11 protein-coding genes are annotated in these 16,542 nt (G+C 67.4%); 2 read left to right on the top strand and 9 right to left on the bottom strand.

All coding sequences use genetic code 11. The features are described from left to right. Positions 1-123 precede the first annotated feature (123 nt). Genes EDF57_RS05250 through EDF57_RS05225 form a run of 6 tightly spaced genes read right to left on the bottom strand, consistent with a single transcriptional unit; the run spans position 124 to position 9,586 of the window. A complete protein-coding gene (locus EDF57_RS05250) occupies positions 124-1,803 on the bottom strand; it encodes a DUF5597 domain-containing protein (RefSeq protein WP_134093364.1) in 1,680 nt (559 codons plus the stop codon). Further along, complete coding sequence (locus EDF57_RS05245; protein WP_134093363.1) at positions 1,800-3,260, bottom strand: mannitol dehydrogenase family protein; 1,461 nt, start codon at positions 3,258-3,260, stop codon at positions 1,800-1,802. Before EDF57_RS05245 ends, EDF57_RS05250 begins: the two co-directional genes overlap by 4 nt. Continuing rightward, entirely contained in the window at positions 3,257-4,669 is a 1,413-nt protein-coding gene (uxaC, locus tag EDF57_RS05240) for a glucuronate isomerase (RefSeq protein ID WP_134093362.1), read from the bottom strand. The genes EDF57_RS05245 and uxaC overlap by 4 nt, the downstream gene beginning before the upstream one ends. Then, positions 4,666-5,967, bottom strand: coding sequence for an MFS transporter (locus tag EDF57_RS05235; RefSeq protein ID WP_134093703.1), 1,302 nt, complete (start codon positions 5,965-5,967; stop codon positions 4,666-4,668). Before EDF57_RS05235 ends, uxaC begins: the two co-directional genes overlap by 4 nt. A gap of 14 nt (positions 5,968-5,981) precedes the next feature. Then, positions 5,982-7,193, bottom strand: a complete 1,212-nt coding sequence (gene manD, locus EDF57_RS05230; RefSeq protein WP_132267648.1) for a D-mannonate dehydratase ManD — start codon at positions 7,191-7,193, stop codon at positions 5,982-5,984. Between the two features lie 11 nt (positions 7,194-7,204). Continuing rightward, a complete protein-coding gene (locus EDF57_RS05225) occupies positions 7,205-9,586 on the bottom strand; it encodes a glycoside hydrolase family 3 N-terminal domain-containing protein (protein WP_134093361.1) in 2,382 nt (793 codons plus the stop codon). A 248-nt stretch (positions 9,587-9,834) separates the two neighbouring features. Here EDF57_RS05225 and EDF57_RS05220 point away from each other — a divergent pair, with 248 nt between their 5' ends. Both EDF57_RS05220 and EDF57_RS05215 read left to right on the top strand, forming a co-directional pair. Then, positions 9,835-11,934, top strand: coding sequence for an alpha-glucuronidase family glycosyl hydrolase (locus EDF57_RS05220; RefSeq protein ID WP_134093360.1), 2,100 nt, complete (start codon positions 9,835-9,837; stop codon positions 11,932-11,934). A 121-nt stretch (positions 11,935-12,055) separates the two neighbouring features. Then, the gene (locus EDF57_RS05215; protein WP_132267653.1) at positions 12,056-13,126 is read left to right on the top strand and encodes a LacI family DNA-binding transcriptional regulator; all 1,071 of its coding nucleotides are present in this window, start codon (positions 12,056-12,058) and stop codon (positions 13,124-13,126) included. Between the two features lie 283 nt (positions 13,127-13,409). Here the strand turns inward: EDF57_RS05215 and EDF57_RS05210 are convergent, their stop codons facing one another. The 3 genes from EDF57_RS05210 to EDF57_RS05200 are packed head-to-tail and all read right to left on the bottom strand — an operon-like array spanning position 13,410 to position 16,539. Next, on the bottom strand, positions 13,410-14,873 hold the full coding sequence (locus EDF57_RS05210; RefSeq protein ID WP_279388331.1) for a sugar porter family MFS transporter: 1,464 nt from the start codon (positions 14,871-14,873) through the stop codon (positions 13,410-13,412). A 51-nt stretch (positions 14,874-14,924) separates the two neighbouring features. Continuing rightward, entirely contained in the window at positions 14,925-15,803 is an 879-nt protein-coding gene (locus EDF57_RS05205; protein ID WP_134093359.1) for an SMP-30/gluconolactonase/LRE family protein, read from the bottom strand. Beyond that, on the bottom strand, positions 15,787-16,539 hold the full coding sequence (locus tag EDF57_RS05200) for an SDR family oxidoreductase (RefSeq protein WP_134093358.1): 753 nt from the start codon (positions 16,537-16,539) through the stop codon (positions 15,787-15,789). The genes EDF57_RS05205 and EDF57_RS05200 overlap by 17 nt, the downstream gene beginning before the upstream one ends. Between the last annotated feature and the right edge of the window lie 3 nt (positions 16,540-16,542).

The raw sequence follows: 16,542 nt of genomic DNA, 5'->3' as shown, positions 1-16,542 counted from the left end.
TCCCATTTAAATCACGTCCGCTTCCGAGCGGATCGTGGGTTGCGCCAACACTGGTAGCGCTATCATTGAAGCCTTAATATGCCCAGTGCCGGCGCGCGTCAACAGTTATGTTAGCGGTATCTTTCAATCGTAATCATAGAGTTTTACCCGCTGAATCTGCCACTTTCCGGACTCCAGGCGGATGTGGCGGCCCTGGTGAGTCTGGTCGCCGTTGAGCAGGCGGCCGGGCACCCATTTGCCGGTCGAATCGAATTCGCCCTCGAACGCCGAATCGATCCCGGCCAGCGCGGCCTTGCCGGTCCTGGGCTTGAACGTCACGGTAATGCCCTGCCCGGCGATCAGATACTCTTCCGGTCCGATCTGGATGATCATGCCGCCTGCCGCCGCGATCGCCGCAGTGGTGCCCGGAACCGAGGCGTCGGCGCCGGGATTGGCCACCGGCCGCTGGATATCGGCATAGGCGATGGTGAAGCGATAGGGGCCGACATCGCGGGTTTCCGGCTCGTAGACCAGCGTTTCGTCATAGAGCTGGCGCGGCTTGAAGCCGACCATGCGATCGGTGCCCTGCGCATCGAGAATGTAGGGCTTGAGCTGCTGGAGCACGCCGTAGGCATCCTTGAGCGCGCCGGGATCCTCGTCCACCGAGTCGATGGAGAAGGGGCCGAAGCCGATCGCGTCGAGCTGGCCGATGGCGTAGAACGCATTGGCGGGCGCCACCGGATTGGTGGAATTGTGCGCCTCGGGAATGAACAGCACGTTGTCCGGGCGCTTGTAGCCGTTCACGATGTCCACGAAGCTGGAAAAGTAGATGTCCGGCGCCAGGAAATCGAGGTGCGGCCCTCCGGCCTTCCAGACGTCGAGCAAGTGCGGCAGCGGGCCGCCGCTCGGGTATTCGCCGGGGATGCGGCCCGGGCGGTTGAGCGCGACATTGACGTACATCGGGATCGGATAGGCCGCCTTGCCCGCCGCGGCGAGCTGGTCGGCGAAGCGGGCATAGTGCCAGGCCGCGAAGACTTCCGCCGCGGCATCGCCGCCGCCGAACAGCTCGTCCCACGAACCGCTGGTACGCGCGCCGCGTTCGAGCCACATCCGGCGCATGCCCGGGACCAGCGAGTCCTTGTGAGCGACGAGGTAGTTGACCAGTTCGGCCGGAACCGGCTCGCGGTAGGCGGCATTGGCGGCGGCGCTGTAGTCGCGCGCGACCGGCAACATGCCGATCTCGTTCTCCACTTGCACCATGACGACGGTATTCTGCGTGGAATCCACCGCCTTGAGGTGCGCCATGAGCGCGGCATAGGCGCGCTCGTCGGCCTTCAGCGTCTCGGCGCCGAACGTCGAGAGGATCTCCACGCCCTGACCATTGGGAAGCTGCGCGCGCGGGAAGCGCTGCTGGTCGCGCTTGACCCAGGCCGGGATGTACGTGGACATGGAGTTCTTCCACGCCCCGAACCACAGCACCACCAGCTTGAGGTTGTTGGCGCGCGCCGCCTTGATCTGGGAATCGACCGAGGACCAGTCGAACGTGCCCTCGGAGGGTTCGATCAGTTCCCACGACACCGGCGTCAGCACGGTATCGAGGTTCATCTCCTTCAGCCGCTTCCAGTGCGGCGCCATATAGGCGGCGCTGGAGGAGGCCGAATTGCTCAGCTCGCCTGCGATCATCAGCATCGGCTTGCCGTTCACGATCAGCTGCTTCGTATCGCCCTTGGTCTCCAGACGCGGCGCATCGGCCAGGGCGGGAGCGGCGAGGCTCAGGCTGGCCGCAAGGGCCGAGACCGCCAGCAGGGCAGTGCGGAGGGTCATGCGTTCTCTCCTAGGAATGCAGTGATGACGGCGCGGGCGCCGGAAGTTTCGAGATGGCCGAGATGGGCGGCCACGGCGTCGAGCACGGCGGCATCGGGCACATGGCCCAGCACGCCGAGTGCCGCGGTGACCCGGGCGCGCGGCGTGGCCGCAAGGCGCAGTGCATCGGCAAGGGCGGCAGCGGCGGGATCGTCGATTGCGAAGCTCTCGCCCGCGTCGCTCGTGCCCGCCTGCCAGCGTACCCATGCGGAAACGGCCAGCGTGATGGCCGCGAAGGAACCGCCCTGCTCCGCCACAGCGGCCAGCGGCGCGAGCAGGCGCTGCGGCAGCTTCTGCGATCCGTCCATGGCGATCTGGCGGGTGCGGTGCTGGAGCGCGCTGTTGGCGAAGCGGGCCATCAGTTCCTGCCGGTAGGCCGGCACGTCGAGCCCGGCGGGCGGGTTCAGCGTGGGCACCACTTCGTCCCACAGCCGCTCGACGAAAGCACGGCCCTGCGCGGTGCCGACGAACTCGTGGACGAACGCATCGCCTGCCAGCCCGCCGAGATAGGCGATGGCCGAGTGCGCGCCGTTGAGCAGGCGCAGCTTGGCTTCCTCCCACGGGGCGACCGCATCGGTCAGCTGGACGCCGAGCGCGGCGAAATCCGGGCGCTCGCCTGCGAAGCTGTCCTCGATCACCCATTGCAGGAAGGGTTCGGCCTTCACCATCGCGCGGTCTTCCACGCCGGTCAGCGCGGCGAGACCGGCGATGTCCTCGTCCGTTGTGGCGGGCACGATGCGGTCGACCATGGTGGCCGGGAACGTGCAGCCCTGCGCGATCCAGGCGGCGAGCACGGGATCGTGCGCCTCTGCCATGGCGAGCACCGCGCCTTTCAGCAGCGCGCCGTTGTGGGGCAGGTTGTCACAGGAGAGGATCGAGAGCGGAGCGAGGCCCTCCGTCCGCCGGCGCGCAAGCGCCGCGACAAGGAAGCCCGCCGCCGTGCGCGGACGCTCCAGCCCGGCCAGGTCGGCGGCGACATCGGCGTCCTCGGCCATGAGCTTGCCGGTCTTGCGATCGAGGCAATAGCCTTTCTCGGTCACCGTCAGCGTGACGAGGTGCGTGTCGGGCGAGGCCAGCGCGGCCACTACCGCCTCCGGCTCTTCCGGCGCGACCAGCACGCGCTGTACGGCGCCGATGACCTGCGGGGTCTGCGCCGCGCCTTCGCGCACCAGCAGGGTGTAGAGGCCGTCCTGCGGGTTCATCTGGTCCCGCACCGAGGCCGAGCGCAGCGAGACGCCGACGACGCCCCAGCGCAAGTCGCCCGAAGCCAGCGCCGCCTCGAACACGGCGGCCTGATGCGCGCGGTGGAAGGCACCGATGCCGAGGTGGACGACCCCCGCCTTGACCGCCGCGCGGTCATAGGCGGGACGGGCGACGGCGGCCGGAACCTGGCCGAGGGTCTCTGCGGATAGCCTCACAGCTTGTACGCCGCCTTGACGAGATCGTAGGAGAGGGCGCGGGCGACTTCGTGCGCCTCATCCTCGGGCAGGCGGTGTTCGGCCACGAGCTGCGCCAGCCAGGCGCAGTCCATGCGGCGGGCCACGTCGTGCCGGGCGGGGATCGAGAGGAAGGCACGGGTATCGTCGTTGAAACCGACGGTGTTGTAGAAGCCCGAGGTCTCGGTCGTGCGCTCGCGGAAGCGGCGCATGCCCTCCGGAGAATCGTGGAACCACCAGGGCGGGCCGAGGCGCAGCGAGGGGTAGTGCCCGGCGAGCGGCGCCAGTTCGCGCGAATAGACGTCCTCGTCCAGCGTGAACAGGATCAGCGTCAGGCGCGGGTCGTTGCCATGGCGGTCGAGCAGGGGCTTCAGCGCCTGCACGAATTCGCCGGGCAGCGGAATGTCGCCGCCCTTGTCGCGGCCGAAACGGTCGAGCACGGCCTGGTTGTGGCTGCGATGGACGGCGGGGTGAAGCTGCATGACCATGCCGTCTTCCACGCTCATCCCGGCCATTTCGGTGAGGAGTTGGGCGCGGAACAGTTCGGCGTCATCCTTGCCCGGTGCCGACAGGACACGCTGGTAGAGCGCCTCGCAATCCTCTGGCGAGAGATCGGCGGTGCGGGCGCTGGGATGGCCGTGGTCGGTCGAGGTGGCTCCGGCCTCGCGGAAGCGGGCGCGGTGGAAGCGGTGCGCGGCGAGATAGCCCGCGTAAGTCGAGACATCCTCGCCCGCCATCTCGCCGAACTTCGCCACTTTGGCGGCAAAGCCGGGCGTTTCGGGATCGACGACCGGATCGGGGCGATAGGCGGTGACGACGCGGCCGCTCCAGCCGCTTTCCCGGATCGCGCGGTGATGGGCGAGCGGGTCGAGGGGGCCTTCGGTGGTGGCGATCAGTTCGATGTTGAAGGCCTCGAACAGCGCGCGGGGGCGGAACGCCTCGGTCTTCAGCGCGGCGTCGATCACTTCGTAGTAATGATCGGCGGTCGTCTCATCCAGCAGCACGTCCAGGCCGAACACTTCCGCAAAGACCCAGTCCAGCCACATGCGTGAAGGGGTGCCGCGGAACAGGTGGTAGTGCTTGGCGAAGATCGCCCAGATCTTGCGCGGATCCTGCTCCACCGGGCTGCCGTCCACGCTGGGCACGCCCAGCGATTCCAGCGCCACGCCCTGCGAATAGAGCATGCGGAACACGTAGTGGTCCGGCACGATCAGCAGCGACGCGGGGTCGGTGAACGGCTGGTCATAGGCGAACCAGGACGGGTCGGTATGGCCGTGCGGGCTGACGATCGGCAGATCCTTCACGCCTTCGTAGAGCGCGCGCGCGATGGCGCGGGTGCCCGGATCGGCGGGGAACAGGCGGTCTGGGTGGAGAACGAGGGGACGAGTCATGCGGGTACTTTCTCGCCGTCGGGATCGGCGACCTGGTAGCGGGGAAGGATCAGGTGAATGACGCCGAGCGCCACGAGATAGGCGCAGGAGGCCACGACGAAGATCGGCTCGTAGCTGCCCACGCTTTCAAGGATGGCGCCGGCGAACTTGGCCATGAGCATGCCGCCCAGCGCCCCGGAAAGCCCGCCAAGGCCGACGACCGATCCGGTCATCCAGCGCGGCATGGTATCGCCGGGAAGCGCGTAGAGGTTGGCGGAGAAGCCCTGGTGCCCCGCGCAGGCGAGGCCCACCAGCGCCACGGCCGTCCACAGGCCCGGCGCATTCGGCGCCATGGCGATCGGCACGGCGCAGAGCGCGGCCATGAACATCGCCGTCTTGCGCGAGCGGTTGACGCTCCAGCCCCGGCCGATGAAGCGCGAGGAAGCCCAGCCGCCCAGCACCGAACCGATGTCGGCCAGGATATAGACCGCGATCAGCGGCGGGCCGAAGTCCAGCATCTTCACGCCGAACTGCTTGTTGAAGAAGTCCGGCAGCCAGAACAGGAAAGTCCACCAGACCGGATCGATCAGGAAGCGGCCCATCATGTAGGCCCAGGTCTGGCGATAGCCGAACAGCGCGCGCCACTTGACCGGGCGCGGCTTCTCCACCGGATCGGCCTCGATCCAGGCCAGTTCCTCGGCGCTGAGGTTCTTCTTGTCGCGCGGGCGGCGGTAGAAGCCGAGCCAGGCCGCCAGCCACACCACCGTCAGCAGGCCGGTGAGGATGAAGGCCCAGCGCCAGCCGAGCGTCAGCGCGATCACCGGCACCACCAGCGGCGTCAGGATCGCGCCCACGTTGGAACCGGCGTTGAAGATGCCGATGGCGAAAGCGCGCTCGCGCTTGGGGAACCATTCGTTGGTGGCGGCGATGGCGGCGGGGAATGTCCCCGCCTCGCCGATGGCCAGCGGGATGCGCGCCAGGAGCATGCCGCTGGTGGAAGTGAACAGCGCGTGCGCCATGTGGCCCACCGTCCAGAGCGTCACGGCCAGGGCATAGCCCGCCCGCGCGCCCAGCCGGTCGATCAGCCTGCCGAACACGACATAGGCAATGCCGTAGCCCGCCTGGAACCAGATCGCGAGGTCGGCATAGCCGCTCTCGCTCCAGCCGTAGCGGGCCTGAAGCTCGGGCTTGAGCGTGGGCAGGACCAGCCTGTCCACATAGCTCAGCACCACCGCCGCGAACAGCAGCGCGCAGACGATCCAGCGCACCCGGCCCGCGGGTTTCCCCGGGCCGGTCGCCGTGGCCTTGAGTGGCGTCACGCCGTTCACCACGCTCACCAGTTGTACATCGTGCCGTCTTCGAGGCGGTTCACCGGCAGGAAGGCGCGGCTGTATTCGTAGCCGGCGGCCAGTTCCTCATCGATGTCCACGCCCAGGCCCGGCGCTTCGCCAGGATGCATCATGCCGTTCTCGAACGTATAGGCATGGGGGAAGACCGCATCGGTCTCGGGCGTGTGGCGCATGTATTCCTGCACGCCGAAGTTCGGCACCGAGAGGTCGAAGTGCAGCGCGGCGGCCATGCAGACCGGCGAAAGGTCGGTGGCGCCGTGGCAGCCGGTGCGGATCTGGTAGAGATCGGCCAGCGCGGCGATCCGGCGAAGGTGCGTGATGCCGCCCGCATGGACCACGGTGGCGCGGATGTAGTCGATCAGCTGGTTCTGGATCAGGTCCTTGCAGTCCCAGATCGAGTTGAAGATCTCGCCCACGGCCAGGGGCGCGGTGGTGTGCTGGCGGATGAGCTTGAACGCTTCCTGGTTCTCGGCAGGCGTCGCGTCTTCCAGCCAGAACGGGCGGTAGGGCTCCAGATCCTTGCCCAGGCGGCCGGCCTCGATCGGGGTCAGGCGGTGATGGATATCATGCAGCAGGTGCACGTCCCAGCCCAGCGCCTCGCGCGCGGCCTTGAACAGTTCGGGCACGACGCGCAGGTACTTCGCGGTGTTCCAGACGTTTTCGGTGGGCAGGTCGGCGTCGGCGGGCTCGTAGAAGTACTTGTCCTTGGAGACGCCGTACGTCGAAGCCATGCCCGGCACGCCGCACTGGAGGCGGATCGCCTTGTAGCCCTGCTTCTGATAGTCGAGCGCCACGTTGATCGTGTCCTCGATCGTGGTGCCGTTGGCGTGGCCGTAGACCATCACGCCTTCACGGCTCGCGCCGCCCAGCAGCTGGTACACCGGCAGGCCGGCGATCTTGCCCTTGATGTCCCACAGCGCCATGTCGACGGCGGCGATGGCGGTCATCGTCACCGGACCGCGGCGCCAGTAGGCGCCCTTGTAGAGGTACTGCCAGACGTCCTCGATACGGTGCGCGTCGCGGCCGATCAGGCAGGGGATGACGTGGTCGGTCAGGTAGCTGGCCACCGACAGCTCGCGGCCGTTGAGGGTCGCGTCCCCGACGCCGGTGGTGCCGTCGTCGCAAGTGATCTTCAGCGTGACGAAGTTGCGACCCGGGCAGGTGATGATGACTTTGGCATCGACGATCTTGGGCATGGGGAGGATCCTCAGGCGATTTCGAGAGTGGTGGTCTTGAGATCGGCGCTGCTGGCGCCGACCAGGATATCGAACAGGCCGGGTTCGACGACTTCGCGCATGTCCTCGTTCCAGAGGCTGAAATCGTCGGGGCCGAGGGTGAATTCGATCCTGCGCGTCTCGCCGGGCTTCAGCGTGACACGGCGGAAACCGCGCAGTTCCATGACCGGGCGGGTTACACTCGCGGCCTGATCGTGGACATAGAGCTGCACCACTTCATCGCCGGCGCGCTGGCCGGTGTTGGTCACGTCGACAGAGACGGTGACATTGCCCGAGAGGCCGATGCGCGGCGCCGAAAGGCTGGGCGCGCCCACGGTGAACGTGGTGTAGCTCAGGCCGAAGCCGAACGGATAGAGCGGCGCCGTCTCGGTGAAGAGATAGCCGCGCTTGGCCGAGGGCTTGTGGTTGTAGAAGAAGGGCACCTGCCCCACGTCCTTGACCACGGTGACCGGCAGCTTGGCACCGGGATTGACGTCTCCGAACAGCGCCTCGGCCATGGCGGTGCCGCCTTCCTGGCCGAGATACCAGCATTCGAGGATCGCGTCGGCCTGCTCGGCCACGGTCGGCCATGAAGGCGGACGGCCGTTGAGCGCGACGACGATCACCGGCTTGCCGGTCGCCTTGAGGGCGCGGAACAGTTCGTTCTGCTCGCCCACGAGGTCGAGGTCGGTACGGTCGCCGAGGTGGTTCTTCGCGTAACCTTCGCGGCTGGTCTGCTCGGTATCGCCGATGGCCAGCACGATCACGTCGCTGGCTTTCGCGACTTCAGCCGCCTCGGCAATCAGAGCGCGGTTCTTCGCAGGGTCCGCCAGGAGCACTTCGTTGGCCGAGCGGTCCTCGCTTTTCGTGATGAACACGCCTTGCGCGAAGACCACTTCGGCCTTGCCAGCAACGCGCGCCTTGATGCCTTCGACCAGGTTCACGCTGGAACGCGGCTCGGACGAATAGCCGCCGAGGCGCGTGACATTGGCGTTCGGCCCGACCACGGCGATGCGCTTCTGCGCGCCTGCTGCAAGCGGAAGGACGCCGGTATTCTTGAGCAGGCAGATCGACTTGCGCGCCGCTTCCAGCGCCAGGGCGCGGGCTTCGGCATTGGCGGTGAGCTTTGCGGAAGCCTTGGGATCGACCGGCCCGGCCTCGAACATGCCGGCGCGGAACTTCAGCGTCAGCATGTGGCGGCAGGCGGTATCGACGGCGGCAAGCGGCACCAGCCCCTTGCGGACCTGGTCGGCCAGGGTGCGATAGGCCTCGCCGTCGGGCAGGTCGCAATCGACGCCCGCGTGAAGGGCAAGGCGCGCCGCGCCCTGGATATCGGCGGCAAGGTGGTGGAAGCTCGCCAGTTCACCGATCGCGGCATAGTCGCTGACGATGGCGCCGTCGAAGCCCCATTCGCCGCGCAGCACATCGTTCAGCAGCCAGCGGTTGGCGTGGCTGGGGATGCCGTCGATCTCGTTGTAGGAAGGCATGACCGCGGCGATGCCGGTGCGGCGCACCACTTCGCGGAACGGCGGGAAGAAGCTGTCGTAAAGCTCGCGCTTGCCGAGCGGGGCCGGGGCGACGTTGTTGCCTGCCTCGGGCTGGCCGTGGCCGGTCATGTGCTTGAGCGTGGCGAAGACTTTGCCCTCGGCCAGTTCCTTGCCCTCGCCCTGAAGGCCGCGCACGGCGGCAACGCCCATTTCTCCGCAGAGATAGGGGTCTTCCCCGAAGGTTTCCTCGATACGGCCCCAGCGCGGGTCGCGGGCGATGTCCACCACCGGCGACAGCGCCAGGGTGGAACCGTGCGCGCGCACTTCGCGGCCGATCACCGACTGCACGCGCTCCACCAGATCGGTGTCGAAGCTGCCGGCCATGGCGATGGCCTGCGGGAAGCTGGTGGCCTCCGGCGCCATGTAGCCGTGAAGCGATTCCTCGTGGAACAGCACGGGGATGCCAAGGCGGGTCTGCTCGCGCGCCCACTTCTGGGTGGCATTGACGAAAGCGATGGTGTCGGCGGGCTTGCGCCAGCGGCCGGTGACGTCGGTGCCGGTATTGTTGGCCGTGGCCGCGCCGCCCCGGTCGGACGGGCGTGCGATCTGGCCAATGCCCTCGGGATGGTTCTTGCTGGCGAGCGCCGGATCGAAAGCGCGCGATTCGTCCATGATCTCGCGCTTGCGGGTGGAGAGGGTGACGAGCTGGGCCACCTTCTCGTCCAGCGTCATGCGGGCCATCAGGTCCTTGACGCGAAGGTCCACCGGGACCTTGGGATCCTTGTAGAGCGGGGTGGCGGCACGCGCGGAAACCGGCAGGAAGGCCAGCATCGAGGCACCCGCGCCCCAGCGCAGCAGTTCGCGGCGTTTCACCTGGGCAGCGATCATGATACCGCAACCACGCGCAAACGGCGCGTTTGCGCATGCGTCAGACAAACCGGAAAAATCATATTTCTCCCCTGCATCCCCTTGAACCGCGTAGGGTTCATTTCCCAATCGGACGGCAAACACTGTTGCCTGCCCTGAACTTTGTGTGTTAGCGGTATCATGCGCGACAATGAACGAGCTTGTCAATGGCATCGCGGCGCTAATTAATCCGGCCACAGGGCCATGATTTTGGGACACAGGGGAGGATGATGAAGAAGCGGCTTCTGACGATTGGCGTATGCCTTGCGGCGCTGGGCTTCGCTGGCACGCCTGCCTTTGCAAACGATGGCTACGACCTCTGGCTGGCCCCTGCGGCCAATCCGGCACCGCAAGCGAGCGAAATCCGCGTGATCGGCCAGTCCGGAACGCTGGACCGCGCCGCCGGCGAACTGCGCCGCGACCTGACCGCCGCGCCGCTTCCCGTGGTCCTGGCCAGGGCCGACGATCCCGCCCTTTCCGCTCTGCGCCTGCCCACGGCGACCCTGGGCGAGGAAGGCTATCTGGTGCGCGCCGCCACGCTCGATGGCCGCAAGTCGCTGGTCGTCACCGGCAGGACCGACCGCGCCGTGCTCTACGGCGCCTTCGCGCTGATCCGCGCGCAGAAGACCGGCGCCGATCTGGCCGCGATCGACCTCCAGTCCGCCCCGAAGATCGGGCTGCGCGTGCTCAATCACTGGGACAATCTCGACGGCTCGGTGGAGCGCGGCTACGCGGGCCAGTCGCTGTGGGACTGGTGGACCCTGCCCGACTTCAAGGATCCCCGCTACACCGACTATGCCCGCGCCAACGCGGCGCTGGGCATCAACGGCGTGGTCCTCAATAACGTCAACGCCAAGCCCGAAAGCCTGACCGCGCCTTATATCGCCAAGGCCGCCGCGCTGGCCGAGGTGTTCCGGCCCTGGGGCATCAAGGTCTACCTCTCGGCCCGCTTCTCCGCGCCGATCGAAATCGGCCATCTCAAGAGCGCCGACCCGCTCGATCCCGAAGTCCAGGCCTGGTGGAAGGCCAAGACCGACGAGATCTATGCCGCGATCCCCGATTTCGGCGGTTTCCTGGTCAAGGCCAACAGCGAAGGCCAGCCTGGCCCGCGCGACTATCACCGCAGCCATGCCGAAGGCGCCAACATGCTGGCCGCTGCCGTCGCCCCGCATAACGGCATCGTCATGTGGCGCGCCTTCGTCTATGCCGAAACGGACCCGGACGACCGCGCCAAGCAGGCCTATACCGAGTTCAAGCCGCTCGACGGCAAGTTCGCGGACAACGTGCTGGTGCAGGTGAAGAACGGCGCCATCGACTTCCAGCCGCGCGAGCCGTTCCATCCGCTGTTCGGCGCCATGCCGAAGACGCCGATGATGCTGGAACTCCAGATCACCAAGGAATACCTCGGCTTCGCCACCCACCTCGCCTACCTCGGCCCGTTGTTCGAGGAAGTGCTGGAGGCCGACACCCGCGCCAGGGGCAAGGGATCGACCGTGGCCAAAGTGGTCGACGGCTCGCTCTATGGCCACACATTGAGCGGCATTGCCGGCGTCGCCAATGTCGGGCGCGACCGGGACTGGTCGGGCTCCACCTTCAACCAGGCCAACTGGTACGCCTTCGGCCGCCTCGCCTGGGATCCGACGCTTTCGGCGGACACGATCGCCCGCGAATGGGCACAGCAGACCTTCGGCAGCGATCCGCGCGTGGTCGATACGGCGGTGAAGATGATGATGGCCTCGCGCGAGGCGGTGGTCGATTATACCGGCCCGCTCGGGCTCGCGCACGTCATGGGCACCGGCCACCACTACGGCCCCGGCCCGTGGATCAACAACCTCGCCCGGCCCGAATGGAACCCGGTCTACTACCACAAGGCCGACAAGAACGGCATCGGCTTCGATCGCACGAAGACCGGCAGCAACGCGGTTGCGCAGTACGAGCCGGCCGTGGCGAAGCTGCTGGCCGATCCGCGCACGACGCCGGAAAGCGAACTGCTCTGGTTCCACCACTTGCCGTGGGACTGGAAGATGAAGTCCGGCCGCACGCTGTGGAACGAGATGGTGGCGCACTACGATCGCGGCGTGGCCACCGTCGCGCAGATGGAAGCGGACTGGCAGGGCGTGAAGGGCCAGGTCGATGCCGAGCGCTGGCAGAAGACCGCCAGCTACCTCAAGATCCAGCACAACGAGGCCAGGTGGTGGCGCGATGCCAGCCTGGCCTACTGGATGTCGATCAACGGACTGCCCCTGCCGGCCGGATCCCCGGCGCCCGAGCACGACCTGGCCTGGTACGAGGCGCAGGACTTCCCGCTCGCCCCCGGGCATCCTCACTGAGCCGGACGCTGGACAAGGCATCGATTTTACGCTCGATGGTTGCGCTACCAACGTAACTTGTGGTGTTAGCGAACATTCCCCGGCGCTCTTCGTGAGCGCCGGGGCTCCGCCAGGGAACCAGATGAGCAGCACCACCCGAGGTCCGCGCAAGCAGCGCACCAGCGCCAAGATCGACGACGTCGCGCGTCTGGCCGGCGTCTCGCCGATGACGGTCAGCCGCGTGATCAACAAGGGCGCCAACGTCCGCGAGGAAACCCGCCGCAAGGTGGAGGCCGCCATCGCGGAGCTGAACTATGCCCCCAGCACCGCCGCGCGCGCGCTGGCGGGGGGCGAGGACTTGCGGATCGGCCTGCTCCATTCCAACCCCAGCTTCGCCTATCTCAGCGAATTCCTGGTCGGCGCCCTGGAGGAGACCAGCGCCGCCCATGCCCAGCTTCTGGTCAAGCCCTGCAACGAGGAAGGCGGCGAGGGCGGCGGTGAGGCGAAGGCCGTGGCGCAATTGCTGCGCACCCGCATCGACGGCGTGATCCTGCCGCCGCCGCTCAGCGATTCCCCGGCCGTGCTGGAAGCGCTCAAGGATGCCGACGTGCCGGTGGTGGCAGTCGCCACGGGCCGGGCGCCGGAATGGGCGCTCTCGGTCAGCATCGACGACCGCGAGGCGGCCTTCACGATGACGCATCACCTGGCCGCGCTGGGGCATCGCCGGATCGGCTTCGTCACCGGCCACCCGAACCAGACCGCCAGCGCCGAGCGCCTCGACGGCTACCGCGAGGCGCTTTCCGCGCTCAACCTCCCCTTCGATCCCGCACTGGTGGCGCAGGGCTACTTCACCTATCGCTCGGGGCTGGAAGCGGCAGGGCGATTGCTGGACCTCGACAGTCCGCCCACCGCGATCTTCGCCTCCAACGACGACATGGCCGCCGCCGCCATCACCGTGGCCCATCGCCGCGGGCTGGACGTGCCGCGCCAGCTCACCGTCTGCGGCTACGACGATACCGCGCTGGCCGTCTCGGTCTGGCCCGAACTGACCACGATCCGCCAGCCGACCACCGAGATGGCGCGCCGCGCCGTGCGGCTGCTGATAGGCGAAATCCGCGCGCGCAGCGCGGGCACACCCACCGTGGAGCATCCCCATGTCGTGGCCGAGTTCACGCTGATCCGCCGGGATTCCGACGCCAGCCCTGGCGCCTGAGCCCGCCTGGCGTGCCTTGTCGGCGTGCCTTGCGACGCGTCGAACCTTCCCTTTGTCTTCACCCCTCCCTTCGTTCATTGCGAGCGTAGCGAAGCAATCCAGAGTCGCGCAGAGCCGCCCTGGATTGCTTCGCTACGCTCGCAATGACGAAGTTTGGGAGGAGGTGAGGTGACGCGGTGAAGTGAAGCGGTAGAGGCCGCCGCGTGAGCCCGTGAGCGCCTCAGCCATAAGCCCGTGAGGACGGGCGGGGGGCAAGGGCTATCCAGCCCCTGCCCCCGATCCGTCAGCCTTCCATCTCTTCCAGCTCGCGGCCCTTGGTCTCGTTGACCATGGCGCGGACGAAGAAGAACGACACGGCCGCGAAGAAGGCATAGCCGGTGTAGGTTACGGCCAGGCCCGGGCTGACGGCCAGCGCCGGGAAGCTCACCGAGACGGCCGCATTGGCGATCCACTGCGCGAAGCCCGCCACCGCCAGGCCGGAGCCACGGATCTGGTTGGGGAACATCTCGCCGAGCATGACCCACATGATCGGGCCCCAGCTCATATTGAAGAAGATCACGTAGAGGTTGGCGGCGACCAGCGCGATCACGCCGTTGTTGCCGGGCAGCGAGACCGCGCCGTCCGCGCCGGTGACGGCGGTGGAGAAGGCATAGGCCACTGTGGCGAGCGTCACCGCCATGCCGGCCGAGCCGATCAGCAGCAGCGGCTTGCGGCCGATGCGGTCCACCAGCGCGATCGTGGCGAGGCAGGCGCCGATCGAGAGCACGCCGGAGAGGATGTTGGTCTGGAGCGCATAGTCTTCCGAGAAGCCGACCGCCTCCCACAAGGTGGCGCCGTAGTAGAACACCACGTTGATGCCGACGAGCTGCTGGAACACGGCCAGGCCGATGCCTGCCCAGACGATCGGGCGCACGCGGCCGCTGGCCTTGTCGATCAGGTCGGAAAGCTTGGGCTTGTGGTGGTCCGCGGCCAGGCTGGCGCGGATCTCGGCAACCTTGCGGTCCGCCTCGGCCGTGCCGAACAGCTTGGTCAGCACGGCATGGGCGCGGGGCTCCTGGCCCTTGACCACCAGATAGCGCGGGCTCTCGGGGATGATGAGCAGCGCGAAGAAGTAGATCGCGGCGGGGATCGACTGCAGCCAGAACATCCAGCGCCAGGCCGGAAGGTCGAGCCAGAGCGATTCCGTGGAACCGCCCGCATAGCGCGCGAGCGCGAAGTTGGCGACGAAGGCGCCGGTGAGACCAGAGATGATCATCACCTGCTGCACGCTCGACAGACGGCCGCGAATGGCGGCGGGCGTCACTTCCGAGATATAGACCGGCGAAATGACGCTGGCCGCGCCGACGCCGAGGCCGCCGACGATGCGCGCGAGGATGAAGATGACCGAGGAACCGGCCGCGCCGGCCACCAGGGCGCTGATGAAGAACAGTACGGCGGCGAGCATCATCACGCCGCGGCGGCCGATGATGTCGGCCATGCGACCGGCGGCGAAAGCACCGATCGACGAACCGACGAGGATCGCGCCGACATTGAAGCCGATACCCAGCTTGCCAAGGTCGAAGGCGGCTTCAAGCCCCTTCTGGGTGCCGTTGATAACGCCGGAATCGTAGCCGAACATGAAACCGCCGATCGTGGCGACGGCCACGATAGCGATGATGAACGCCATGTTGATCCGGCTTTCCGAACCAATCGCTGGCCCAGTCTGCGCCGCAGTCATTCCTCTTTCCCCTTCATCGTGATGCGCGATGTTATTTTTGGCGCCCGAAAAATGTTGCCGGGACTTTGCTGTTGGCGGGACTTAGCTGTTGGCGGGGCAAACCGGCAAGCCGGAAACGCCCGGATCGAAGGCAAAAACGTTGCCTGCAAACGGCTGTTGTTCCAGTTCGGCGGGGGACAGGCCCTTGCGTGCCGTGGTGGCATAGGCAGTGCGCAGATCCGGGCCTCCGAACGCGATCTTGGTGATGTTGGCGACCGGGAATTTCACGGTGGCCATCAGCTTGCCCGCGGGGTCGTAGCGCCGCACGCCCCAGCCGCCGAACAGGCCGGTCCAGAGGCAGCCCTCGGCATCGATCACGCAGCCGTCGGGCCAACCCGCGCCGTCCTCGATGGTGACGAACGGTTCGGCCTGGCCAAGCGCGCCGTCTTCATCGACGGCGACGCGCCAGATCGTCTTGCCCAGCGTATCGGTGTGCCAGAGCGTGCGCCCGTCCGCGCTGATCGCAGGGCCGTTGGTGATGACCACCTCGGGCAGGCCGGCATGGACGCAGTGCCCCCGGTCGAGCCGGTAGAGCGCGCCCGAAGCCTCGGTCTCCGCGTCATGCATCGACCCCAGCCAGATGCGCCCGGCCGGATCGGTGGCGGCATCGTTGAGCCGGTTGTCCGGACGGCTCGGCTCGGGATCGTGGAGCAGCGTGAAGGCGCCTGTGTCCGGGCTGAAACGGTGCAGCCCGGTCTTGATCCCGGCGATCATGTCGCCCCGCTCCGTCGGCAGCGCCCAGCCGATCTGGTCGGGCGCATGCCACATGTCGAGCATGCCGGTGGCGGGATCGTGCCGGTAGAGCCGGTGTTCCTTGATATCGACGAACCACAGGCGGTCGCCGGTCCAGACCGGCCCCTCGCCCAGCGTGGCGCCGATGGAGAGGACGGATTCCGGCGTCACGTCAGCGCCATCCGGCATCGACGAAGTAGTCGTGCCCGGTGCACATGGCGCCGTCGTCCGAGGCCAGGAACAGGCAGAGCGCGGCGACGTCGGCAGGCTGGATGCGCGCCTTCAGGCACTGCGCGGCCATGATCTCGGCCTCGCCCTCGGGCGTGTACCACTGCTTCTGGCGCGGGGTGTCGACATTGCCCGGCACGATCGTGTTGACGCGGATATTGTCCGCGCCCAGATCGCGCGCCATGGCGCGGGTCATGCCTTCCACGGCCGCCTTGGCGGTCTGGTAAAGCACCAGGTCGGGCAGGCCGAGGTGCCAGCTGATCGAACCGAAGTTCAGGATCACGCCGCCGCCTTGCGCCTTCATGCCCGGAACCACTGCCTGCGCCGCGAAGAACTGGTGGCGCAGATTGGTGGCCATGCGCTCGTCCCAATAGGCGGGCGTCACGTCGTCGATCGTGTGGCGATCGTCGTTGGCGGCATTGTTGAGCAGCACGTCCACACCGCCCAGCAGGCCCGAAAGCTCGGCCAGGGTGGCGGCGGTCGCTTCAAGGTCGCGAAGGTCGCACGTGCGGAAATGCGTGCCCGGCAGCGCGGTGGAGAGCGCTTCGCCGGCCGCCGCGTTGATGTCCACGAAGGCGACCTGCGCGCCCTGGGCCACGAAAGCCTCGACAAGGCCCGCACCGATGCCGGTGCCGCCGCCCGTGATGACCACGCGCTTGCCCTTGAGGCTGGGATAGATGGCGGAATGGTTGGTCATGGA

Origin of the sequence: Novosphingobium sp. PhB55 (assembly GCF_004368805.1) — a bacterium.
Taxonomy (GTDB): Bacteria; Pseudomonadota; Alphaproteobacteria; order Sphingomonadales; family Sphingomonadaceae; genus Novosphingobium.
This window is presented reverse-complemented; position numbering and strand designations above follow the sequence as displayed.

Excerpts from the sequence above, each read along its gene's own strand:
- EDF57_RS05250 (WP_134093364.1), bottom strand. The coding sequence starts at position 1,803 with ATGACCCTCCGCACTGCCCTGCTGGCGGTCTCGGCCCTTGCGGCCAGC.
- uxaC (WP_134093362.1), bottom strand. The coding sequence starts at position 4,669 with ATGACTCGTCCCCTCGTTCTCCACCCAGACCGCCTGTTCCCCGCCGAT.
- manD (WP_132267648.1), bottom strand. The coding sequence starts at position 7,193 with ATGCCCAAGATCGTCGATGCCAAAGTCATCATCACCTGCCCGGGTCGC.
- EDF57_RS05225 (WP_134093361.1), bottom strand. The coding sequence starts at position 9,586 with ATGATCGCTGCCCAGGTGAAACGCCGCGAACTGCTGCGCTGGGGCGCG.
- EDF57_RS05220 (WP_134093360.1), top strand. The coding sequence starts at position 9,835 with ATGAAGAAGCGGCTTCTGACGATTGGCGTATGCCTTGCGGCGCTGGGC.
- EDF57_RS05215 (WP_132267653.1), top strand. The coding sequence starts at position 12,056 with ATGAGCAGCACCACCCGAGGTCCGCGCAAGCAGCGCACCAGCGCCAAG.
- EDF57_RS05205 (WP_134093359.1), bottom strand. The coding sequence starts at position 15,803 with ATGCCGGATGGCGCTGACGTGACGCCGGAATCCGTCCTCTCCATCGGC.
- EDF57_RS05200 (WP_134093358.1), bottom strand. The coding sequence starts at position 16,539 with ATGACCAACCATTCCGCCATCTATCCCAGCCTCAAGGGCAAGCGCGTG.